The organism is Nocardia sp. NPDC049737 (assembly GCF_040674755.1).
Lineage (GTDB): Bacteria > Actinomycetota > Actinomycetes > Mycobacteriales > Mycobacteriaceae > Nocardia.
In genome coordinates, this window is the sequence record NZ_JBFANH010000018.1 from 124,867 (window position 1) to 145,547 (window position 20,681).

General features: G+C 64.8%; 19 protein-coding genes and 2 pseudogenes. 13 read left to right on the forward strand and 8 right to left on the reverse strand.

Annotated elements, in window-relative coordinates:
- Window positions 1-77: 77 nt before the first annotated feature.
- The 4 genes from AB0J47_RS24090 (at window position 78) to AB0J47_RS24105 (ending at window position 4,073) form a co-directional block, all read left to right on the forward strand.
- Complete coding sequence (locus AB0J47_RS24090; RefSeq protein ID WP_364349954.1) at window positions 78-1,202, forward strand: cytochrome P450; 1,125 nt, start codon at window positions 78-80, stop codon at window positions 1,200-1,202.
- Window positions 1,203-1,587: 385 nt separating this feature from the next.
- On the forward strand, window positions 1,588-3,009 hold the full coding sequence (locus tag AB0J47_RS24095) for an amidase (protein ID WP_364349957.1): 1,422 nt from the start codon (window positions 1,588-1,590) through the stop codon (window positions 3,007-3,009).
- 107 nt (window positions 3,010-3,116) lie between these two features.
- Window positions 3,117-3,572 (forward strand): SRPBCC family protein, encoded by a 456-nt coding sequence (locus AB0J47_RS24100; RefSeq protein WP_364349960.1) that lies wholly within the window; start codon window positions 3,117-3,119, stop codon window positions 3,570-3,572.
- Window positions 3,573-3,575: 3 nt separating this feature from the next.
- On the forward strand, window positions 3,576-4,073 hold the full coding sequence (locus AB0J47_RS24105) for a maleylpyruvate isomerase family mycothiol-dependent enzyme (protein WP_364349963.1): 498 nt from the start codon (window positions 3,576-3,578) through the stop codon (window positions 4,071-4,073).
- A gap of 2 nt (window positions 4,074-4,075) precedes the next feature.
- Here AB0J47_RS24105 and AB0J47_RS24110 read toward each other — a convergent pair whose 3' ends face one another.
- Entirely contained in the window at window positions 4,076-4,219 is a 144-nt protein-coding gene (locus AB0J47_RS24110) for a hypothetical protein (protein ID WP_364349966.1), read from the reverse strand.
- A gap of 182 nt (window positions 4,220-4,401) precedes the next feature.
- On the opposite strand from AB0J47_RS24110, the gene AB0J47_RS24115 reads away from it, so the two are divergent.
- Window positions 4,402-7,872 (forward strand): protein kinase, encoded by a 3,471-nt coding sequence (locus tag AB0J47_RS24115; RefSeq protein WP_364349969.1) that lies wholly within the window; start codon window positions 4,402-4,404, stop codon window positions 7,870-7,872.
- Window positions 7,873-7,986: 114 nt separating this feature from the next.
- Here the strand turns inward: AB0J47_RS24115 and AB0J47_RS24120 are convergent, their stop codons facing one another.
- Window positions 7,987-8,268: a YggT family protein gene (locus tag AB0J47_RS24120; protein WP_364349972.1), complete on the reverse strand. Its 282-nt coding sequence runs from the start codon at window positions 8,266-8,268 to the stop codon at window positions 7,987-7,989.
- 111 nt (window positions 8,269-8,379) lie between these two features.
- Here AB0J47_RS24120 and AB0J47_RS24125 point away from each other — a divergent pair, with 111 nt between their 5' ends.
- Both AB0J47_RS24125 and AB0J47_RS24130 read left to right on the forward strand, forming a co-directional pair.
- Complete coding sequence (locus tag AB0J47_RS24125; protein ID WP_364349975.1) at window positions 8,380-9,171, forward strand: transporter substrate-binding domain-containing protein; 792 nt, start codon at window positions 8,380-8,382, stop codon at window positions 9,169-9,171.
- Window positions 9,172-9,399: 228 nt separating this feature from the next.
- Window positions 9,400-10,178 (forward strand): annotated as a pseudogene (locus tag AB0J47_RS24130) (IS256 family transposase); the annotation flags it as partial.
- Window positions 10,179-10,242: 64 nt separating this feature from the next.
- Here AB0J47_RS24130 and AB0J47_RS24135 read toward each other — a convergent pair.
- Together AB0J47_RS24135 and AB0J47_RS24140 are read right to left on the reverse strand one after the other, a co-directional pair.
- Window positions 10,243-11,835: a carboxylesterase family protein gene (locus tag AB0J47_RS24135; protein WP_364349978.1), complete on the reverse strand. Its 1,593-nt coding sequence runs from the start codon at window positions 11,833-11,835 to the stop codon at window positions 10,243-10,245.
- A complete protein-coding gene (locus AB0J47_RS24140; protein ID WP_364349981.1) occupies window positions 11,832-12,086 on the reverse strand; it encodes a hypothetical protein in 255 nt (84 codons plus the stop codon). Before AB0J47_RS24140 ends, AB0J47_RS24135 begins: the two co-directional genes overlap by 4 nt.
- 160 nt (window positions 12,087-12,246) lie before the next feature.
- Here AB0J47_RS24140 and AB0J47_RS24145 point away from each other — a divergent pair, with 160 nt between their 5' ends.
- Complete coding sequence (locus AB0J47_RS24145; protein WP_364349984.1) at window positions 12,247-12,834, forward strand: TetR/AcrR family transcriptional regulator; 588 nt, start codon at window positions 12,247-12,249, stop codon at window positions 12,832-12,834.
- Between the two features lie 49 nt (window positions 12,835-12,883).
- A complete protein-coding gene (locus AB0J47_RS24150) occupies window positions 12,884-13,021 on the forward strand; it encodes a hypothetical protein (protein WP_364350156.1) in 138 nt (45 codons plus the stop codon).
- Between the two features lie 14 nt (window positions 13,022-13,035).
- On the opposite strand, the pseudogene AB0J47_RS24155 reads toward AB0J47_RS24150, so the two are convergent.
- A pseudogene (locus AB0J47_RS24155) lies at window positions 13,036-13,284 on the reverse strand (ISL3 family transposase); the annotation flags it as partial.
- A 233-nt stretch (window positions 13,285-13,517) separates the two neighbouring features.
- On the opposite strand from AB0J47_RS24155, the gene AB0J47_RS24160 reads away from it, so the two are divergent.
- The 4 genes from AB0J47_RS24160 (at window position 13,518) to AB0J47_RS24175 (ending at window position 17,585) form a co-directional block, all read left to right on the forward strand.
- Window positions 13,518-15,245, forward strand: a complete 1,728-nt coding sequence (locus tag AB0J47_RS24160) for a DUF3556 domain-containing protein (RefSeq protein ID WP_364349987.1) — start codon at window positions 13,518-13,520, stop codon at window positions 15,243-15,245.
- A gap of 287 nt (window positions 15,246-15,532) precedes the next feature.
- The gene (locus AB0J47_RS24165; protein ID WP_364349989.1) at window positions 15,533-16,384 is read left to right on the forward strand and encodes an alpha/beta hydrolase; all 852 of its coding nucleotides are present in this window, start codon (window positions 15,533-15,535) and stop codon (window positions 16,382-16,384) included.
- A gap of 135 nt (window positions 16,385-16,519) precedes the next feature.
- On the forward strand, window positions 16,520-17,074 hold the full coding sequence (locus AB0J47_RS24170; RefSeq protein WP_364349992.1) for a hypothetical protein: 555 nt from the start codon (window positions 16,520-16,522) through the stop codon (window positions 17,072-17,074).
- 85 nt (window positions 17,075-17,159) lie between these two features.
- Entirely contained in the window at window positions 17,160-17,585 is a 426-nt protein-coding gene (locus AB0J47_RS24175; protein WP_364349995.1) for a hypothetical protein, read from the forward strand.
- A 292-nt stretch (window positions 17,586-17,877) separates the two neighbouring features.
- Here AB0J47_RS24175 and msrA read toward each other — a convergent pair whose 3' ends face one another.
- From msrA to AB0J47_RS24190, 3 genes are all read right to left on the reverse strand, one after another.
- Window positions 17,878-18,390: a peptide-methionine (S)-S-oxide reductase MsrA gene (gene msrA, locus AB0J47_RS24180; protein ID WP_364349998.1), complete on the reverse strand. Its 513-nt coding sequence runs from the start codon at window positions 18,388-18,390 to the stop codon at window positions 17,878-17,880.
- 67 nt (window positions 18,391-18,457) lie between these two features.
- Window positions 18,458-18,913 (reverse strand): peptide-methionine (R)-S-oxide reductase MsrB, encoded by a 456-nt coding sequence (msrB, locus tag AB0J47_RS24185; protein ID WP_364350001.1) that lies wholly within the window; start codon window positions 18,911-18,913, stop codon window positions 18,458-18,460.
- 130 nt (window positions 18,914-19,043) lie between these two features.
- A complete protein-coding gene (locus AB0J47_RS24190) occupies window positions 19,044-20,609 on the reverse strand; it encodes a phosphatase PAP2 family protein (protein ID WP_364350004.1) in 1,566 nt (521 codons plus the stop codon).
- Window positions 20,610-20,681 lie beyond the last annotated feature (72 nt).

The window sequence follows — 20,681 nt, forward strand, 5'->3', positions numbered from 1 at the left end:
CGATTGATACCAACGGACCCCGAATCTCGCTCTACTCAGCGGAATTCGCCGCGAACCCGCACGAGGCTTACCGCGAGATGCGGAAGAGATACGGTTCGCTGGTGCCGGTGGAGTTGGCTCCCGGTGTACCGGCGACCCTGGTGATCGGTTACTACACCGCATTGCAGATCCTCAATGATCCCGACCATTTTCCGCACGATTCGCGAAGCTGGCAGCAAGGCGTTCCCGAGGACTGCCCGGTGCGGCCGATGCTGGAATGGCGTCCGGCGGCGATTCGCTCCAGCGGCCTCGAGCACAGCCGCTACCGGGAGGCGACCGTTGCCGGCCTCGGTGTCGTCGACATGTTCGCTTTACACACCACCGTGGAGCAGATCGCCATACCGCTGATCAACACCTTCTGTCAGGAAGGCACGGCGGATCTGGTCGGGCAGTACGCATTGCCGCTGGCCTTCGCGGTGATCAACGCAATACTCGGCTGTCCGCAGGAGATCAGCCAGCGTGCCGCGGCCGGTATGGCCGCATTGATGGAAGGCGCGGATGCCGCCGTCGAGGGCAACAAAATGGTCATGGACTCGATGTTCGAGCTGATCCAGCTCAAGCGCGACCAGCCGGGCGACGATATCGTCTCCGGATTGCTCGCCCATCCGGCGAAGCTCGACGACCCGGAGATGATCCACCAGGTGCTGAGCCTGTACGGCGCGGGTATGGAACCGACCCAGAATCTGATCGTCAATACACTGCGGCTGATGTTGACCGACACCCGGTTCGGCGGCGGGATACTCGGCGGCACCATGTCCACGCGCGACGCATTGGACGAGGTGCTGTTCACCGACCCGCCACTATCGAACTACTGCATCACCTTCCCGAGGCAGCCGATCTTGATCGAGGGCTCGTGGTTGCCCGCGCACCAGCCGGTCGTCGTCAGCATGACCGGCTGCAACAACGATCCCGCGATCACCACCGGCGAGTACACCGACAACAGCTCCCACCTGGCGTGGAGCGTCGGCCCGCACGCCTGCCCCGCCCGCTCGATCGCGAGCCTGATCGCACAGGACGCGATCGATCAACTGCTGGATGCCCTACCCGAAATGCGGCTGGCCGTCCCTGTCGAAGAACTGGAATGGCGACCGGGACCGTTCCACCGTGCCCTGGTAGCCCTTCCCATCACCTTCCCCAAATCCCCTCCGCTGCAAGTCTTCTGATGCGCACTCGGGTGCAATGGCGATCGCATCGGCGCGTCGGGCTGTGCTGCTGAGGCCAGATCGTCTGTCCAGCAGGGGCATTCAGGTGTGCCAGGGTGGTGTTCAACGACAGGTCCCAATCGGAATTGCCATCGGCCTCGTGTTGCTCACGGTGATGAAGGAGGCGGCGGAACGGTATTTTGCGTCCATGACCGGGACCGCAACGCCGCCAACAATATTCTCGCCGCAGGACGTCCGGAGAGAGTAAACGCCCGTGCAGGCCTGAGGCGACGTCGATACTTCTGATTCGGAGGCTGGGCGCGTATCATTTCCCCTATCTGGACGAACGTCCACTAGACAGGGTTCGACGCGCCCGAACCCGTGATTCGCAGCTGCGGGCAGTGTTATGGCCGATCGAGTACACGCATTCTCCGATGATGTTTTGGCCGACCACGATGCCGTCGCCTTGGCGGCCATGGTGCGGTCGGGAGCAGTGAGTTCTAAGGAACTGGCCCGCGCGGCGATCGACCGGGCGGCGCTGGTGGAGCCGCAGCTCAATGCCATCGCGTACTCGAGTGTCGAGCGGCCGCGATACGCGTCGGAGCGCACCGGTGCCTGGTATGGCGTTCCGACGTTCGTCAAGGACAATGCCGATGTCGCCGGCATGCCGACCAACCAGGGCAGCGCCGCATTTGTGGCCCGTCCGGCCGCTCGCGACGACGCCTACACCGCGCAGTTCCTCAGCACCGGGGTGACGGTACTCGGCAAATCACGGATGCCGGAGTTCGGCCTGAACCCGACGACAGAATTCCAAGCCGCCGAGCCGACCAGGAATCCGTGGAATCCGGAGTATTCGGTCGGGGGATCCTCCGGCGGTTCGGCCGCCATGGTCGCGGCCGGTGTGGTGCCGGTCGCCCATGGCAATGACGGCGGGGGATCGTTGCGGATCCCGGCCGCATGCGCCGGACTGGTCGCACTGAAACCGAGTCGATATCGACACCTGGACAACGTCCTCGACAAGCATCTGCCGATAAGGCTCATCTCCGAGGGCGTGTTGACCAGGACGGTGCGCGATACCGCCGCGTATACCGCCGCCGCCGAACGGTATTGGCGGAATCCGGATCTCGTGCCGATCGGCGAAGTGCATGGCCCGGCCGACCGCCGCCTGCGCATCGGACTGCTGACCACCGCGGGAACCGGTGCCGAACCCGATGCCGAAACCCGCGGCGCGGTCGAGTTCGCGGCAAAGCTGCTCGAACGCTCCGGACATCACATCGAGCCGATGGCCGTCCCCTTCCCGCCGCACCTGGCCGACGACTTCCTGTTGTACTGGGCGTTCCTTGCCGATATGTCGGCCATCGGCGGCAAGATCCTGCACGGCAGGTCATTCGATCGCCATGCGCTCGACGATCTCACGCGCGGTCTCGGCCGCTATCACCGCAAGCGCATCCTGCGCACACCGGCCGCGCTTCACCGGCTGCGCCGGGCGTACCGGATCTATGCGGAGGTATTCACGCGGTATGAGGTCGTCCTTTCGCCGGTGGTCACCCATGTGGTCCCGCCGCTGGGTTATCTCGATCCAAAAGTGCCGTCCGAAGAGCTGATCGAGCGGCTGCGGACGTATGTGGGCTACACCCCGATGAACAATGTGACCGGCTCGCCCGCCCTAGCGATGCCGATGCGCATCGGCTCCAGCGGTGTCCCGATCGGCGTCATGTGCAGTGCGGCCTACGGTGACGAGCGCACCTTGCTGGAGATCGGGTACCTGCTGGAAGCGGAGAATCCGTTCCCACGGATCGATGTGGAGCCCACGACGCCGCAGGCCTGATCCCGGCACCTCGCCGGAATAGCCCTCGGAAAGCCCGAATTGATTGCCCCGGTTGGAATCGCCACACAACCCTGGCGGGAGTCGCGTTCGGATGCTTCGATCATGGCATGACCGACGACAGCGAGGTGCCACGCATTGTTTCCGCCAGCCGAGAGATCGCGGCCGCGGCGGATGAAATCTTCGAGCTGATCGCCGAGCCCGCGCAACAGCCGCGATGGGATGGCAACGATAATCTGGCCGAAGCCCCGGCGGGTCAACGCGTCCGGAAGGTCGGCGAGGTCTTCGCCATGACCACCACCAAGGGCCACATCCGCGAGAACCACATCGTGGAATTCGAAGAGGGCCGCCGAATCGCCTGGCTGCCCGCGGAACCGGCGAGCGAACCGCCGGGTCATCTGTGGCGCTGGGAGCTCGAGCCGGTGGACGCGGCACGCACTCGGGTCACGCATACCTACGACTGGTCGCGATTGACCGACGAGAACCGACTCCCACGCGCCCGCGCCACCACGCCCGCCAAGCTGCAGGCATCCATCGACCGACTCGCCGCCATCGCCGAAGGGTAGGCATTGCTGCACTTTGCCCGACTCTGTGCCGAAATCCCAAGGCAGACCGGCGCGCTCGCATCGCTTGTCGAGAACGCCGATCCAGCGCTTCCGGTGCCGGACTGCCCGGGATGGAATCTCGGACAGCTGCTGCGGCATATCGGCGGCTACCACCGCTGGATGGAGACGATCGTGCGCACCCGCGCCGCGGGACCGGTCTCGGATGCACAGTTCAACGATCTGTCCGACTATCCGAGCGCCGTCGTGCCGTGGCTCACCGAAGGCGCCACCCGGCTGGCCGAAACCCTGTCGACGTCCGGGCCCGAGACGAAGGTCTGGACACCGGGACCCGGTGGTACGACGGTCTTCTGGGCGCGGCGCGCACTGCACGAGGCGGTGGTGCACGGCTGGGATGCCGCGGCGGCCGCAAAGGCCGAACTCGACGTGCCGGAAGATGTCGTGGCAGATGGCTTCGAAGAGTGGCTGGAGGTCGCCGCCGCGCCGACGAACCGGCATCGGTGATGCTACGTGGTAGTGCCGCCGATCTCCTTCGGTTCGTCTACCAGCGCCCAGCCCCGGGCAGGCTCGAAATCAGCGGCGACAGTGCCCTGCTCGACCTGTGGCGCGAGCGAACCGGATTCTGGCTCACCGTGGACGGATCGTGACATAGTTCGCCAACCAGTAGCCCCCGGGCGTGCGCGGCGCGAATAGTTTCGGCGGTCCGGGCATTCAGTGACCAGAATCGCCTGCACCGCAGGCAATGCGGCGGCATCTTAGGCGAGCACGCGCGGAATCGTCGCGACGGGAATATGCTCGAAGTAGCTGGCTGGTAGTTGTAATCGGGGTCGTCGTGTCGCATATCGATCCGCTTTCCACGCAACGCGACCTCACCTCAGGGTTCGCGGCAGAGCTGGCCGCTGCCGGATTCACCGATGCCGCCGAGATCGGACGTGGCGGATTCGGTGTTGTCTATCGGTGTGCCCAGCCCGCGCTCGAGCGCATGGTGGCGATCAAGGTGCTCACCGCCGATCTGGAATCGGAGAATCTCGAACGCTTCGTGCGCGAACAACTCGCCATGGGCAAGCTGTCGGGTCATCCCAATATCGTCAGCGTCTTCGAGGTGGGCTCCACCACGACCGGACGGCCCTACATCGTGATGCCATACCACCCGCACGGCTCACTGGATACCCGCGTCCAGGAGCACGGTCCGATCGGCTGGCAGGACGCGCTGCATATCGGCGTGAAAATCGCGGGCGCACTGGAGACCGCGCACCGGCGCGGCCTGCTGCACCGCGATGTGAAACCCGGCAATATCCTGCTCACCGAATACGGTGAACCGCAGCTGGCCGATTTCGGTATCGCCCGGTTGGTCGGCGGCTTCGAGACGACGGCGGGCACGATCACCGGTTCGCCCGCTTTCACCGCGCCCGAGGTGCTGCAGGGTCATGTCCCGGACGTGACCTCCGATATCTACAGCCTGGCCTCGACTCTGTTCTGCGCCAGCACTGGTCACGCGGTCTTCGAGCGACGCAACGGCGAGCAGTTGGTCGCCCAGTTCCTGCGCATCACCAAACAGCCGATACCGGATCTGGGGGAGGCGGGCCTGCCCCCGGACCTGACCGCCGCGATCGAAGCCGCGATGTCGCGTGAACGCACGCAACGGCCCTCCAGCGCAGCCGAATTCGGTGAGCAACTGCGCCAGATCCAGGAGCGGCACGGCCTGCCGCCCGACGATATGCCGGTCCCGCTACCCACCGCCGAACCCGTCGGGCATCGGCCATCGCCGACGCCCACCTCCGGTCGCCGCCGCACCTCGGCGACGTCATCGACCGTCACCCCACCCGTGCCCGCCACCCGCTTGCGGCCGCCGGTGGCCAATCGCCCACTGGTCGATCGCCAGCGCCTGCTCGCGCTGCTGCACAACGGTCGCAACCGTAGGCTCGCGGTCATCCACGGCCCCACCGGATTCGGCAAAACCACCCTCGCCGCCCAATGGTGTGCGGCGCTGACCGCCGAGGGCATTGCGGTGGCCTGGCTGACCGTTGATCACGACGACAACAATGTCGTCTGGTTCCTCTCGCATCTGATCGAAGCCATACGCGCCGCGCGACCCTCGCTCGCACGCGAACTCGGCGAGTTGCTCGAGGAGCACGGCGACGAATCCGAACGCTACGTACTGACCTCGCTGATCAACGATATCGACCGCCGCGGTGAGGAACTGGTCGTCGTCATCGACGATTGGCATTGCGCCACCGATTCCGCCACCACGCGCGCACTGCGCTTTCTGCTCGAAGGCTGCAGTCCCACATTGCATCTGGTGATCACCAGCCGCAATCAGGCTGGCCTGCCGATGAGTTCGATGCGGGCCCGCGACGAACTGGTCGAAATTGCCCCCAGCGCATTGCGTTTCGATGTCGCGGAGGCATATACCTTTCTGGTCGAGCTGGGCGGACTCGACCTGGATCGTGCCGATGTCGAGGATCTCACCGAATCCACCGAAGGCTGGGTCGCGGCGCTGCAACTGGCGGCACTGTCATTGCGCGGCAGTGACGATCCCGGCGAGTTGATCAGCCATCTGACCGGCCGTCACCACGCCATCAGCGAGTTCCTGGTGCAGAACGTCCTGGACACCCTCGAGCCTGGAATCCTCGACTTCATGGTGGCGACCTCCATCACGCCGCGGATCTGCGGTGAACTCGCCTCGGCGCTGACCGGTGTACCAGACGGGCAGGCGATGCTGGAGCAGATCGAACTCCAGGATCTGTTCCTGCGCAAGCTCGATGACGGCAATTGGTTCCGCTACCACCACCTGTTCCAGGATTTCCTGCAGCAGCGGCTGGAACGCGATCGGCCCGAACGGATAACCGAACTGCATCGGGAGGCTTCGCGGTGGCTGGCCGAGCATCGACATGTCAGCGAGGCGGTCGATCACGCCCTGCTGGCCGGGGACAAGCAGCGGGCCATCGAGATAGTCGAGCGGGACGGGATGTCGCTGCTCGAATATGGGCAGTTCGCCAGTCTCATCGGTCTGGTCAACAAGCTGCCCGCCAACATCATCGAAACGCATCCACGGCTGCAACTGGATCTGGCCTGGGCGAATATCCTGCTGCACCGGGCCGCACCGGCCGAACGTGCACTGCGCCTTGCGGAATCGACGCTGGACCTCGGTGAACTCGACGAAGCCGACACCGCGCGACTGCGGGCCGAGGCCGGTGTGGTGCATGCGGTGGTCGCGGTGCGCGCGGATGCGCTGGCCGGCGTCGACGACCTGTTGGCACCCTGCTTTCTCCGGGCCGAGGAACTGTCACCGTATGTGGTGGCGATCGGCGCGAATGTCGCGACCTTCGCCGCGGGGTATCGCTGCGACTTCGACGAGGCCCTGCGCATCCAGGAGTGGTCGGCACCGTATATGCGCCAGAACAAGGGCTTCTACAACAACATTCACGGACTGTGCTTTCTCGGGCTGGCCGCGAGCCTGCGACTCGATATCGCCAGTGCCGAACAGTACTTCCGCAAGGCGATGAAGGTGGCCAAGCAATCCGGCGGCAGTCATTCCTACGGCGCGCGGTTGGCCGGATCCCTGCTGGGCGAATTGCTGTATGAGCGTGGGGAAGTCGCGGAGGCGGAGCGGCTGCTCGATGAGGGCTACAAGTTGGGGCCCGAGGCGGGTGTCGTCGATTTCAAATTGGCGCGCTATGTCGTTGGGGCCCGCATCAAGGCGTTGCGCGGCGATCGGGCGGCCGCGATTCGCAGATTGAACGAAGGTGCGCGCGTGGCGCGTTCGATGTCATTGCCGCGACTGGGCGCCGAGGTGGAGAACGAGCGGCTGCGACTCGGATTGCCGCCGCATCCGGAATTCGGTCCACTACCCGTTGTCGAATACGGAAGTCGCCGCGAGCCGGTCGACCCGATCGACGAATTCACCGTACTGTATGAGGAATTCACCGCTATCCGGCTGCTGCTCGCCGCGGAAACGCCGGAAAAGACCGAACTCGCCTGCACATGGGCCCAGCAATGGGTGGATCTGCTCGAAACAGTCGAGCGACCCAGGGAATTGCTGAAGGCACGCCGAATGTTGATCGCCTGCCTCGCCGCCGCGGGCCGCATCGACGAGGCCAAGACCTTGCTGGCAACGGTAACCGCCCAGTGCGCCGAACTCGGATCGGTCCGCTATCTGCTGGACGGGGGGCCACACGTGATCGCCACACTCGCGGCCGTGTACGCAGACCAGCTCGCTGGGCGTTGGTGTCCCGAATGGCCGGACGTCCCAACGGAATTCCTGCTGGCATTGGTCAATGCAGATGCGGCGCAACGAATCTGAGTTCGTTCAAACGCGCGCCAGAATCCGCCCGTGCAGCACCACCACGAGCTGTGCGGGCAGATACAGGTCGGCCACCTGGTCGCGGTGTGGGCCGCGGGCGATGGGTTCCATCGCTTACAGGCTGAAGAAGATCTGACGCAGGACCAGGGCGACGATGAACACCACGGTGAACGCCAGATCGATGGATAGTCCGCCCAGCCGGACCGGCTGCAGGTACCGGCGCACCGGGGCGATCACCGGTTCGGTCGCGGCGTGGCTCAGGTCGCGGGCGCGGTTCACCCACCCCGGGTGCCTGCCCTCAGCGAGCACCCCTACCCAATCGAGTACCAGCCGGGCGAGCAGCAGCAGGATGAATACCGTCAGGGCTAACCCGAGCAAGGTGCCGATAAGGCTCATGTCGAACTCCTTCGTGGGTGGCCAACTACGAGTATCAACGGTCGGCACCGGCTGGGAAGTGCCGTATTCGTCGGGTTCTCAGTCGACTATCAGGTCGGTTAGCCTGTCCCGATGCACCGACCGCTCCGATATCTGCCGCTGGCCGTCCTGTCGACCCTGACCTGGCTGCTCGCCACCGGGCCGGTCGCGACCGCACAGGAGGCGTCGCATCTGATCACTGTGCAGCAGTCGGGAGTGCTGCGCGTCTGCACAACCGGCGACTATCCGCCCTACACCCTGCGCGAAGACGACAGCACCCACCGCGGCGTCGACATCACTCTCGCCACCGACCTCGCCGCCACTTTGCATGTTGTTCCGCAATGGATTCCGACAACCTGGTCCACCTTGACCGACGACTTCCTCGCACGCTGCGATATCGCCGTCGGCGGCATCTCCGACACCCCCGCCCGCCGTGTCGTCGCCGATTTCTCCATCCCCACCTCCATCGACGGCAAGACCCCCGTCGTCCGTCGCGCCGACGCCGACGACTACGCCACTGTCGACCAGATCAACCGGCCCGAGGTCCGGGTAATCGTCAACCGCGGCGGCACCAACGAAGCCTTCGCCCGCGCCAACTTCCCCGAAGCCCAACTCACCATCTGGCCTGATAACCTCACCATCTACGACCAGCTCGAACAACACAATGCCGACGTCTTCGTCACCGACTCGGTCGAGGGCCGCTACCGTCAACGCACCCACCCGACCCTCCAGGTCCTACACCCCGACACCCCCTTCGACTCCGCTCCGAAGGCCTACCTCCTGCCCAAGGGCGACACCCTCTTCAACACCGTCGTCAACACCTGGCTCGAATCCGAAATCCGCACCGGCAGAAGCAATCAGCTGTTGACCGACTGGATCGGCTGACACCTTCCGGCTATCGAGCCGAGCGGTTATCCTGCCACCGCCGCACCGCTGTTTGTACGGCCGCTTCGTCTCGAGAGCGTGGGCTCCGGATGCGCCTGCGGCGCCGAGTATCAACTCGCCGTCGGTGATCAGAACACCGCCTGCCCATGGGACGAAGTCGCCGCCGTAGAGGGGTCTGTCCAGTAAACGGCTCTGTCGCACTTTCGGCTCTGTCGCACTTTCGGTGGTCTGACCGGTATCGATGAGATCGTGTTGTCGTTGACCGCGAAAGGGTTGACCACCGATAGATCTCGGCCCATTTCGACGAGATCTATGGCGCGTCGGTCTCGCGCGACACCGTCTCACGCATCACCGACAAGGTGATCGCGGAGATGGCCGAGTGGTGCAACCGGCCACTCGAGCGGGTGTATCCGGTGCTGTTCATCGATGCCATCCATGTGAAGGTCAGGGATGGTCAGGTCACCAACAGGCCCGTATACGTCGTTATCGGCGTGACATGTGCCGGGGAACGCGACATCCTCGGACTCTGGGCCGGTGACGGCGGTGAGGGCGTCAAGTTCTGGCTGCAGGTGTTGACCGAGATCAAGAACCGCGGCACCGCCGATGTGTGCATCGCGGTCTGCGACGGGCTGAAGGGGTTGCCGGAGGCGATCAATACCGTGTGGGAACGAACTGTCGTACAGACATGCGTTATTCACTTGCTGCGCACTACATTCCGCTACGCATCCCGCACGTATTGGGCCGAGATGAGTCGCGATCTCAAACCGGTCTACACCGCCCCGACCGAAGCGGCCGCCAAGGAACGTTTCGGTGAGTTCGCCGCCAGATGAGGCGAGCAGTACCCAGCGATCGTGCGGTTGTGGGACAACGCATGGACCGAGTTCGTGCCGTTCCTCGACTACGACGTCGAGATACGGCGAATCACCTGCTCCACCAACGCAATTGAATCATTGAACGCCCGCTACCGGCGCGCGATCCGCGCCCGAGGGCACTTCCCGACCGAACAGATCCCGGGCAGTGTCGTTGCCGCACAAGGATGTTCACAACGCGCCAGGTTTCGGGACGTAGGTATCACCATAGATTGCAGTGGTGGTTGTCGGCTAACTCGGTGGTGATGCCGTGAGATCCCGGTGTCAGTCGGAGAACCGCGTCACCGCTGATGGTGGAGCGTGACCAGTGCGGTAGCCCAGGTTGGTTGGGGTTGCCAGTGCCGATGAAGTGGGCCCAGTAGTCGAGCATCGCTGTGGCCAGTGGTTGGGACGAGGCGACTACGGGTCCCGGTGAGGGGGTCAGGTCGAAAAGGTAGGTCAGTTCGGCACCGTGGGCGGCTCCGGTCGGCAGGCTGGGCGGGTACGGCGACGGGGCGGGGGTGGTCATGTCGGCGAATTCGTAGGTGTACACGGGCACTCTCGCCGCCAACGCCCGGGCGGTGTCGAGCATGGGGCAGGCCCAGCTGTGATCAGACAGGACCGCGGTGAGCGCGGCTGCGGGTGTTGGGTAGGCGCTGACCGGATAGTCGGCTTCCACGGCCGCCGCGACGGTGCCGAAAGCCGTGGACAGGATGCTGCGATACGAGTCGGAGGTGATAGGAGCTTGCTGGGTCGCCACGATCGCTGCCACCCATAGCGAATGACCGTTGGTCACTTCTCCGATCAGCACGGGAACGCGGGAGAACTTGCCCACCCGTAGAGCATCGAAGGGGTTACGCGGCAATGTCGGCGTGTCGTACGTAATCGTGGTGAAGCTAGGTGTTCTGGTTTGCAGAGTTGCGGTCGGCAGCGCGCGCAGGCATCGCTCGACTTCCGCGGGGTCGCTGCAACCGAACTCGGTCGCTGCTTGTACGGCGGTGGCTTCGTTGTCGGTGCGTGACCGGTACGGCGCGAACGGTGGAGAACCCGAGTACAGTGCGCCGGAAGGCCATTCGATGGCGCAGGACCCGCTCTGGACGATGGCCCTGTCAAACAGTCCGGCCGACGAGGGCATGGCCAGCTGTGCGCAAATACTCATGCCGCCATAGGATTCGCCTGCGACGGTCACGTTGCGAGCGTTGCCGCCGAACGCCGCGATATTGTCACGAACCCACCGCAGCGCCAGCTGCTGGTCCTGCAGGGCGAGATTGCCTCCGCTGGAGGCAAAGGCCGGATGGTTGAACAATCCGAAGACGCTGAGGCGGTAGTTGATCGTGACCACGACTACTCCCCGAGAGACGAACCCGGTGGGTCGATAGTCGGCTCCGGCTCCGGCGAATCCGCCGCCGCCGTGAATCCACACCATGACGGGTGCCGGACGGGCCGGATCGAGCCGTGCGGGCGTGCTGATGTTGAGGTAGAGGCAGTCTTCTTGCAGTACCTGCGCTGAAGTTTGGCCTGGGTCCTGTACGCATCCGGGCGTGGGGGCAGCGGCGTCCCGCACACCATCCCACAGAGCCATCGGTCGGGGTGGCTGCCAGCGCAGTTCGTTGAGGGGAGGCTGTGCATACGGCACCGAGGTGAACAGTCGGTGGCCCGACCCGTCGACGGTGCCGCGGATCATGCCTGCGGTTGTACTGACGACCACGCCGTCGTCCGACCCGAGTTCGGTGTCCCCGGCGGTACACGCGCTGGCAGCAAGAATTGCCGTCATCGCGAAGCTCAGTACCGCAGTCGTATGAACACGGGTGTTCATATGCGACGACGGTCTTCGTTCCGGCTGCCGGACGAGCCAAACGCAGCCCACCCGGCCATGATGAGTCCCGCGACCCCGATCGGCCATGAGACCCACGCCGGAGCACCCAGTCCGCCGATGAGAATGCCCGACACCCCGAACGACGAACCCCACAGGGCCTCGGTGATCCCCGACCCGAATCCCTGCACAACTAGGATTGCCGCCAGCAGCCACAACCAGTTCCGCCGTGTCCGGTCCTTCTCCGAGCTCATCTCTGTCCTCCTAGTCATTATGATGCAACTGCATCGGAACGCGATCCTAAAACACTTTTCGATGCAATTGCATCAGTACCAAGGATGAGCTTCCATAACCGTGAGGATGAGGGTCGACGCGAGTCACGGGTTGTCACAGCGGCGAGGGTGAGGACAGTAGATGCCACGATATGTCGATCACGACGCCCGGCGCACCGAGATAGCGCGGGCGGTGTGCGAGTTGATCGCCGAGCGGGGGATCGAAGCGGCGACTCTTCGCGAAACCGCGGCCCGTGCTGGGGTTTCCATGGGAGCAGTGCAGCGCGCCTTCTCGAAGGATGGCATGTTGCGGTTCACGCTCGACCACATATCCACGCAGATCAAACAGCGCGCCACCGAACGTATCGAAGCATCCGGTGCGCCCGGGTCGGCCCGCGTGTTGTTGACGGTGACACTACAGGAGCTCGCCATCGCCGATCCCGAGCAGTGCGCCGCGGCGCGGGTGTGGCTGGCCTTTCTGGCTCACGCAACGACACATGCGGAGTACGCGGAGGCCATTCGAACCGCTCACCGTGAGACACTGGAGCTGATCATCTGGTTGATCGAATACGGTCGCGGCATCGGCGAATTCCGCGACGACGTAGATCCCGAACCTACAGCGCGCGGCCTGCACGCGCTCATCGATGGCTTCACACAGCACGCCGCACTCGGTCATGCCGTGGGTATCCGCGAGCTCATCGAACATGCTGTCCGGCCGCTGTGCCCTTGAGTGCGATTCCCCTCATATCGTGGAGGCCTGACCATAGAGGAAAGGCCAGATGGCGGAGAAGAGCAAGTTCGATCGAGAGTTCTATGAGGGTGCGGTGCGGATCGTACGGGAGACCGGGCGTCCGGTGGCGCAGGTTGCCCCCGAGTTCGGTGTCAGACTCGAGACGGTGCCGCCGGCGAGCGGTTGAGCGAGTCCGAACGCGAGGAGGTTCAGCCCACGGGTGTAGCCGAGTGCCTTGATCTCCCGAAACAGCTGTCTGACCGGCACGCCAGGCTCGGCGACCCGCCGGGCCCGCAGGTGGTCACGATAAGGATCGACCAGCCCAGGTCCGTATCGAGGCGGACGACGCAGCGAATCCGGCTCTGGCGCACGGGAATACCGCTTCACCGTGTTCAACGCCAGCCCCAGCCGGCGGGAACAGTCCAGCAACCCGACACCGGAGTCGATCAACTTGGATGCTGTCGACGATCCCGCCGGGCAGTTCGATCTGGCCGGAGGGCCGCACAAAACTAACGCCGATAGCCCCGGGCCGTCAAAGCAGCTCCCGCCAACCGTCCACGCCATCATCTTCGTTCGTCGAGACCCGTTATTGACAGCAAATGGTCGAGCTGTCAACGTATCGGAGCACATCGGGGTACGTGATCGGCTCGGTGCTCCGGTGCCGGCGAATCGGAGAGTGCTTGATGGGGTTTCTCGAACCCGACCTGCCTGTGGTCGATATGGCGGAGTGGAGCAAGGGCACTCGCAGTGAGCGGATCCGGCCGATGGCGCGGCACTGGGCGGAGGTGGGATTCGGGACGCCGGTCGCGCTGCATTTGTTCTATGTCGGCAAGGTCTGTCTCTATATTCTCGGTGGCTGGCTGATCGCGTTGGCCACCAAGGGGATCGATGGATTCGCGGATGTCGATGCGTGGTGGTCGGAGCCGATCGTCTTCGAAAAGGTTGTGCTGTATACGCTGCTGTTCGAGGTGGTCGGTCTCGGGTGCGGGTTCGGTCCGTTGAACAACAGGTTCTTTCCGCCGATGGGTTCGATTCTGTATTGGTTGCGGCCCAAGACCATTCGGCTGCCGCCATGGCCGAGCGTAGTACCGCTGACCAAGGGGAACAGCCGTTCGCTGGTGGATATCGGGCTGTACGCAGCGCTATTGGTGATGACCGTGGTCGCCTTGCTATCCGACGGAACCGGAGCGGTGCCCGAGTTGGATACGACGGTCGGGCTGCTGCCGGTGTGGCAGATCGCGGTGATCCTCGGCCTGCTGGCGCTGACCGGGTTGCGCGACAAGGTGGTATTCCTGGCGGCGCGCGGGGAGGTCTATGCCACGCTCGCGGTTACCTTCCTTTTCGCCGCCGATATGGTCGTCGCCTCGAAGCTGGTCTTTCTGGTGATCTGGATGGGCGCGGCGACATCGAAGCTGAACAAGCACTTTCCGTTCGTGGTGTCCACGATGATGTCCAATAGTCCGGTGTTCCGGCGAAAGTCGCTCAAGCGGAAGTTCTTCGAGAACTTTCCCGACGACCTGCGGCCGGGTCGTCTGTCCCGCGTTTTCGCCCACGGCGGTACGACCGTCGAGATGTGCATTCCGCTGGTGCTGTTCTTCTCCCACGGTGGCTGGCTGACAGCGGTCGCCGCATTCGTGATGGTGTGTTTCCATCTGGCGATCCTGACCGCCATTCCGATGGGTGTTCCGCTGGAATGGAACGTCTTCATGATCTTCGGTGTGCTCGTATTGTTCCTCGCGCACGCTGATCTCGGCCTCGGTGATCTGCACCACCCGGCTCCGGTGGTGCTGCTGTTCCTGGTCATCGCGGGCATCGTGATCGCTGGGAACCTTTTCCCGCACAAGATTTCGTTCCTACCGGGCATGCGTTACTACGCCGGTAACTGGGACACCACGATGTGGTGCATCAAACCCTCCGCCGCCGGAAAGATCGGGCGCGACATCGTCGCGATCGCCAGCATGCCGCAGGCCCAACTGGAACGGTTCTACGGCAAGGACCGCGCCCAGATCCCGATGTTCATGGGATATGCCTTCCGCGCCATGAACACCCACGGCCGCGCCCTGTTCACCCTCGTGCACCGAGCCATGCCACCCGGCCGCGAGGACGAATACACCCTCACCGACGGCGAACGCATCTGCAGCACCGCCCTCGGCTGGAATTTCGGCGACGGCCACATGCACAACGAACAACTCATCACCGCCATGCAAGAGCGCTGCCACTTCGAACCCGGCGAAGTCCGCGTAGTCCTCCTGGATGCCCAACCCATCCACAAACAAACCCAGTCATATCGCCTGGTCGACGCCGCCACCGGCGAATTCGAACGCGGCACAGTAAAAGTCGCCGACATGGTGACCCGCCAACCCTGGGCCGACGACGTCCCCGTCCACGTCATACACACCGACCGCGACTGATCGGATGGTCGCGCCTGCGGATCGTCACTCGAGCCCGTTGAACGGGCGCACGCCCGCTACCCGTGGGTCCAGTTCCGTTGGTCCCGCGCTCTCGGCGGCGCGATCCGCTCAGCGGCACTGTCCTGCGACGGCCGCCACTGGTACGTATCGTTCCTCGTCGAGGACGGCATAATCGCGCCGGAACGGCACGTGAGCGCGGTATGTCCGGTCTGAATCCCCCGGCTTCAGGCGCAGGGAGGAAGTCGAGTAGACCTGTACCGAAGCGACATCGACCAGGAGATAAGGCCATGAATGTCAGTGCGGGACGCGGTGAGCCGTTGGTGCTGTTGCACGGTGTAGCGATGTCGGCGCGTGTATGGGATCCGTTGATTTCGCAGTTGTCCGCCCGATACCAGGTGCTCGCACCGACCGCGCTGGGGCATCGGGGTGGGGCGGTGGTGTCGCGGCGGCCGGCGCGGATCACCGACTTTGTCGACGAGGTCGAACGTCTGCTCGACGAAAATGGTTGGGCGACAGCACATCTGGTCGGCAATTCGCTCGGCGGGTGGACCGCCATCGAGTTGGCGCGGCGGGGTCGTGCACGTACTGTCTGCGCGCTCTCACCCGCCGGATTCTGGGATGCGGGCGGAACCGGGCATGCCGATTCTTCCGCCACCATCGCGCGCAACGTCACCTTCGCGCGCCTGACCCGGCCGCTCGCACCGCTGACGCTACGGTCATCGCTGGTGCGGCGGTTGGCCTTGCGGGTCATCGCCGAACACGGCGATCGCCTCGAATCATCGGCCGCCGAGGGCATCGTCGCGGATCTTCTCGGCTGCACGGTCACCGATGATCTGCTCAATACCAAAGATGCGATCGCGGAGTTCGAGCGGCTACCTTGCCCGATCACCGTGGCCTGGTCGCAGGCCGACCGTATCTTTCCGGTAGCGGTCAATGGCGCGATCGCCCAGCAGCGCCTACCAGGTGTCACGTTCGAGGTTCTGCCCGGTGTCGGGCACGTCCCCATGATCGATGACCCGGCGTTGGTCCTGCGCACCATCCTGACCTGCACCAGCGAGGCTCCGTCTCCGGATGATTCGCCACCGGAGGTGAGGGGGCCGGAGCGCGCACCTGGTCCCGTTCCTCATCCGAAGCTGTAGCGGACGCCGGTCAGTTGACGACGCCGTATCCGCGGCCGGGCAACTCCGATGGCTGACCCTGGCGCGCCGCGCCCGCACACCTGAGACCGAGCGGTGAAACTGTCGGTAGTCACAAACGTGAGACAGGGAGGCGACATGCACTGGGATCAGATGTCCGCAACGCCCGATGACCTCCGCGAGCGGGTGATGCGGGGGCGTCGAAGTGCCGGGCAACTCGGGGTGCTCGGGTCGATCATCGCGGCGGCGGAAGGTTCGTGGCTCGGTGCGATGGATACCGACAGTCGGGGGGCGGCCGAGTTGCGAATGCACCTCGCCGGGCGTTTCCGCCTGACCGCGGTCGTGACGAGTGCCGGAAAGTTCGATCTCGTGCAGCTGACGGGACCGAGCGCCGATCGGGTGCTGTCGTCGAAGCCGTCGATGCGGCGCGGGTGGGATACGGATCAGCGCATGCCCAAACAGCCGGACTGGCTGGATTACGTTGTGGGCTGGGTGATGTACGCCAGTGCGGAGGTCGACCGTCGTGCGATCGTCGAGTGGCGGCTGGCCGGTGCCGACCGGAAGTTGGCGGCAATGAACGACACGGTGGACAACCTGCGCGCCAGCCTCCGGGAACGCGAACAGTTGCGTGATGAGCTGGCCGCCGAGGTCGCGGACTTGCGCAATGAGCTCGAATCCCGCACCGGGAGTTAATAGTCGTTCCCACCGGTGGCAGATGGTCGCCCGTCCAGACATACTCGACGCTTGACATGACAACGTCGGTGAAAGGTGTCCGGGCATGACCATCGGCCCGCTGACTGCACTGGTACTGCTCGCCGCCGGCCTGCTCTTCGTGACGGCGCTCGGCCTCGGAGTGTGGAAATGGTTGGCGATGGTCGGCGCACCCGATGGCCGGGCGCACCCGTACGTCGATATCGCGCACCGCTCGGCCCTGCTCTATTCGTTCGCGACCGCGATGATCGCGATCTTCGTGGAACTATCCGACTGGCCCGCCGCCGTCAACGCGACCGCGGCCACTGTGCTGATCCTGATGTTCGTCATCACCATCGCCAACTACATCAACCACGGTATCCGCCGCGACACCGACAACCAGATGCACAATCCGCCGCCGGCCATGCGCTGGGTACTGGTCGCACTGATCCTCGGCGAAATCGGCGGATTCTGTGTCCTGCTAACAGGATTCGCCGCCGCGCAATTCTTCTAGTCACGCGACCCCGATCGCAGGAAATCGTCGCGGGGTTCGACACACGCTAGGCCATCAGCTTCGCCGCCAGCGACTACCTTTGCCCCAGCGGAACTCTCGGGCGTGTTCTGCATGGACACCACGGTGAGCGCGCCCGCCGCTCGCCGCACCCGATCCTCGTTGTCATCATCGAGCACCACCTTCGCCAGCGCGCCCGCGATGAATCGCGTCCGCCAGGCACCTCTGGTGTCAAGTGGTGCTCGGCGCGTCGAATACTTGTGCCGCAACCAATTTTGCGGCACAAGGCCAACTACTACGTGGTGGTCTGCCGCCTCGGCAGCTTCCAGCCCGGTCGCGGGAAGTGGCAGGTGTAGCCGTCCGGATAGCGCAGCAGGTAGTCCTGGTGCTCGGGCTCGGCCTCCCAGAACTCGCCGGCCGGGGTCACCTCGGTGACCACCTTGCCGGGCCACAGGCCCGAATCCTCGACATCGACGATGGTCTCGAGCGCGACGCTCTTCTGCTCGTCATCGAGATAGAAGATCGCCGAACGGTAGCTGGCACCGATGTCGTTGCCTTGGCGGTCCTTCGTCGTCGGGTCGTGGATCTGGAAGAAGAACTCCAGCAGCGCCCGGTAGTCGGTCTGCGCCGGGTCGTAGATGATCTCGACGGCCTCGGCATGGCCCGGGTGATTGCGATAGGTGGGGTGGTCGTTCTGCCCGCCGGAGTAGCCGACTCGCGTCGAAATCACTCCCGGCTGCTTACGGATCAAATCCTGCATGCCCCAGAAGCAGCCGCCGGCCAGAATCGCCTTTCGCGTGTCGCTCATGACTCCGCCTCGCTGGTGCTCGGCTCCGTCACGACCGACAGGTCGGCTGTGCTGATTGTTCGCTCGCTCATGCGTCCTCCTTAGTGAACAAACTCTTGTACCGACCGTAACCTTCCGCCTCGAGGTCATCGAGGCGGATGAACCGCAGGGCCGCCGAGTTGATGCAATACCGCAGGCCTCCCGCCGCGCGCGGTCCGTCGGTGAACACATGCCCCAGATGGCTGTCACCGTGCGCCGAACGCACCTCGGTGCGGATCATCAGATGACTGAAATCCCGCTTTTCGAGCACGTTCTCGCCCTCGATCGGCTTGGTGAAACTCGGCCATCCCGAACCGCTGTCGAACTTGTCGACCGAGGCGAACAACGGTTCACCGGACACCACGTCCACATAGATACCTGGCTCGTGATTGTCCCAGTATTCGCCCGTGAACGCCCGCTCGGTCCCGTTCTCCTGGGTGACGTGGTACTGCTCGGGCGACAGCGCGTCCACCGCGGCGGGGTTCCGGTTGTATTCCTTTGCCACCTGACCTCCTCATATCGGCCCCACGTACAACCCGCGGTCCGATCCGGAAAGTCCCCGCCGACCAGCGCGTCACACTTCCGTCATTATTGCGTGGCCAGAACTCGTGCAACGTGGGTGCGAAGTCGAAAATTCACCGGTTCGTGCGGAAGGCATCGCGGAGCCAAGGCGCCCGGCGGTGGTGCGGGCGGAACCGGTCGGCCCAGCGCGGGTTCGATTCGTCGCGGCGGTAGGCAGCGAGCTGGCCCGCCATCGCAAAATGTAGGTGGGTGGCCTTGCCGATCACCTCGCCATCGGTGGCCAGGGCCTCCGGCCTGGGCAATTGCACATAGAGTTCGGGTAGGCGGCGCTCGCCGTAGACCTTGCTGTGGCCGATCGCGGCCAGCAGCAGCGCCACCAACGCGCGGGTGCGCGACCAGCGCAGATCGGCGCGCAGCCAGCGGACATCCAGTAGTCCGGCGTCGAGCCGGTCGCGGAAGGCGGGTACGGCGCCGTGCGGGTGGTAGGGGCCGTTGCCGATGAACAGGAACCACACTCGCTGCCAGCGATCGTCGAGATAGATCTCGATCGGTTCGGACCGGTGCAGGGTGACCAACAGCGCGGCAGCGAAGGCGGGCCATTTGCCCCAGCGCGCCTGCCACTTCTCGCGCAGCCGCACCAGGTCAGGATAGGCGCCGATGCTGGCGGTATTGATCAAATGCCTGGTGTGCGAACCGGTTTCGTCACCGTACTCGACGCGCGCGATATCGACCGCGACCGCCTCACCCGCACCGGTGGCATCGATCACTTCGATCAGGTCGTAGACGCCGAGATCACGGGCGAAATGGTTGAGCGTGCCGGTGGGGATGACGGCTAGTGGCAACTCGTGCCGCAGCGCCACCGCGGCCGCGGCCGCCACGGTGCCGTCGCCACCGGCGATGCCCAACGCCAGCACCCGCCCGGCGCCTTCGGCGAGCGCCCGTTCGAGTTGTTCGGCGGCATCCAGGTCGGGTTCGGTGCGCAGAACGGTGGCGGCGGGCAGGGCCGCGATGATATCGGCGGTGGGATCGTAGTTCGGATCGCCGGAAACCGGATTCACCAACACCAAAAGCCCCTCGCCCGCCTCTAGTGCGGGCGCCTCACGGACCAGCCTGGCTTGTGCCTCGTCCGATTCACGCACGGGCCACCAGCGTCGGGTGGCCAATGCGATACCGGAACCCACGGCCGCTCCGACGAGCACATCCGAGCTCCAGTGCACGCCGGTGTGCACCCGCGAGTACGCGACGGTGGCTGCCAGCGGGGCGACAACGAGTGCGGTGCGCGGACTTTCGAGCGCGACCGCGGTGGCGAATGCCGCCGCGCAGGCGCTGTGCCCGGAGGGGAAGGAGGAGGACTTCGGGGCGGGCGTCAGCCGCCGGTATGCGGGCAATAGTTCGGCGGCCGGTCGGCGTCGCGCAATGAGCGTCTTGAGGCCGAGGTTGACGGCCAGGCTCGCGCCCCCCACCGACACGACTCCGCGCAGCGCGGCCCGCCGCGGTGTGCCTTGGCGGGTGGCGAGCAGCGCGGCGCTGGCCAGCCACAGCGCACTGAAATTGGCACTCTTGGTGAGCCGAAGCAGGCCGCTGTCGACCATCGAGGCCGGCAACTCGGCGACCGCGCTGCCGACCGCCCGATCGAATCGTCCGACCCTGTAGAACTTTCGGCGTACCCAGCTACTCACCCGCTCGACCTTACCGATCGCTGCGGACAACCTGGTGCGGCTCGTGGCCCAGGGCAGTGCGAAGCAGGTCAT

Excerpts from the sequence above, each read along its gene's own strand:
- AB0J47_RS24090 (WP_364349954.1), top strand. The coding sequence starts at position 78 with ATGCGGAAGAGATACGGTTCGCTGGTGCCGGTGGAGTTGGCTCCCGGT.
- AB0J47_RS24095 (WP_364349957.1), top strand. The coding sequence starts at position 1,588 with ATGGCCGATCGAGTACACGCATTCTCCGATGATGTTTTGGCCGACCAC.
- AB0J47_RS24100 (WP_364349960.1), top strand. The coding sequence starts at position 3,117 with ATGACCGACGACAGCGAGGTGCCACGCATTGTTTCCGCCAGCCGAGAG.
- AB0J47_RS24110 (WP_364349966.1), bottom strand. The coding sequence starts at position 4,219 with ATGTCACGATCCGTCCACGGTGAGCCAGAATCCGGTTCGCTCGCGCCA.
- AB0J47_RS24120 (WP_364349972.1), bottom strand. The coding sequence starts at position 8,268 with ATGAGCCTTATCGGCACCTTGCTCGGGTTAGCCCTGACGGTATTCATC.
- AB0J47_RS24125 (WP_364349975.1), top strand. The coding sequence starts at position 8,380 with ATGCACCGACCGCTCCGATATCTGCCGCTGGCCGTCCTGTCGACCCTG.
- AB0J47_RS24135 (WP_364349978.1), bottom strand. The coding sequence starts at position 11,835 with ATGAACACCCGTGTTCATACGACTGCGGTACTGAGCTTCGCGATGACG.
- AB0J47_RS24140 (WP_364349981.1), bottom strand. The coding sequence starts at position 12,086 with ATGAGCTCGGAGAAGGACCGGACACGGCGGAACTGGTTGTGGCTGCTG.
- AB0J47_RS24145 (WP_364349984.1), top strand. The coding sequence starts at position 12,247 with ATGCCACGATATGTCGATCACGACGCCCGGCGCACCGAGATAGCGCGG.
- AB0J47_RS24150 (WP_364350156.1), top strand. The coding sequence starts at position 12,884 with ATGGCGGAGAAGAGCAAGTTCGATCGAGAGTTCTATGAGGGTGCGGTG.
- AB0J47_RS24160 (WP_364349987.1), top strand. The coding sequence starts at position 13,518 with ATGGGGTTTCTCGAACCCGACCTGCCTGTGGTCGATATGGCGGAGTGG.
- AB0J47_RS24165 (WP_364349989.1), top strand. The coding sequence starts at position 15,533 with ATGAATGTCAGTGCGGGACGCGGTGAGCCGTTGGTGCTGTTGCACGGT.
- AB0J47_RS24170 (WP_364349992.1), top strand. The coding sequence starts at position 16,520 with ATGCACTGGGATCAGATGTCCGCAACGCCCGATGACCTCCGCGAGCGG.
- AB0J47_RS24175 (WP_364349995.1), top strand. The coding sequence starts at position 17,160 with ATGACCATCGGCCCGCTGACTGCACTGGTACTGCTCGCCGCCGGCCTG.
- msrA (WP_364349998.1), bottom strand. The coding sequence starts at position 18,390 with ATGAGCGACACGCGAAAGGCGATTCTGGCCGGCGGCTGCTTCTGGGGC.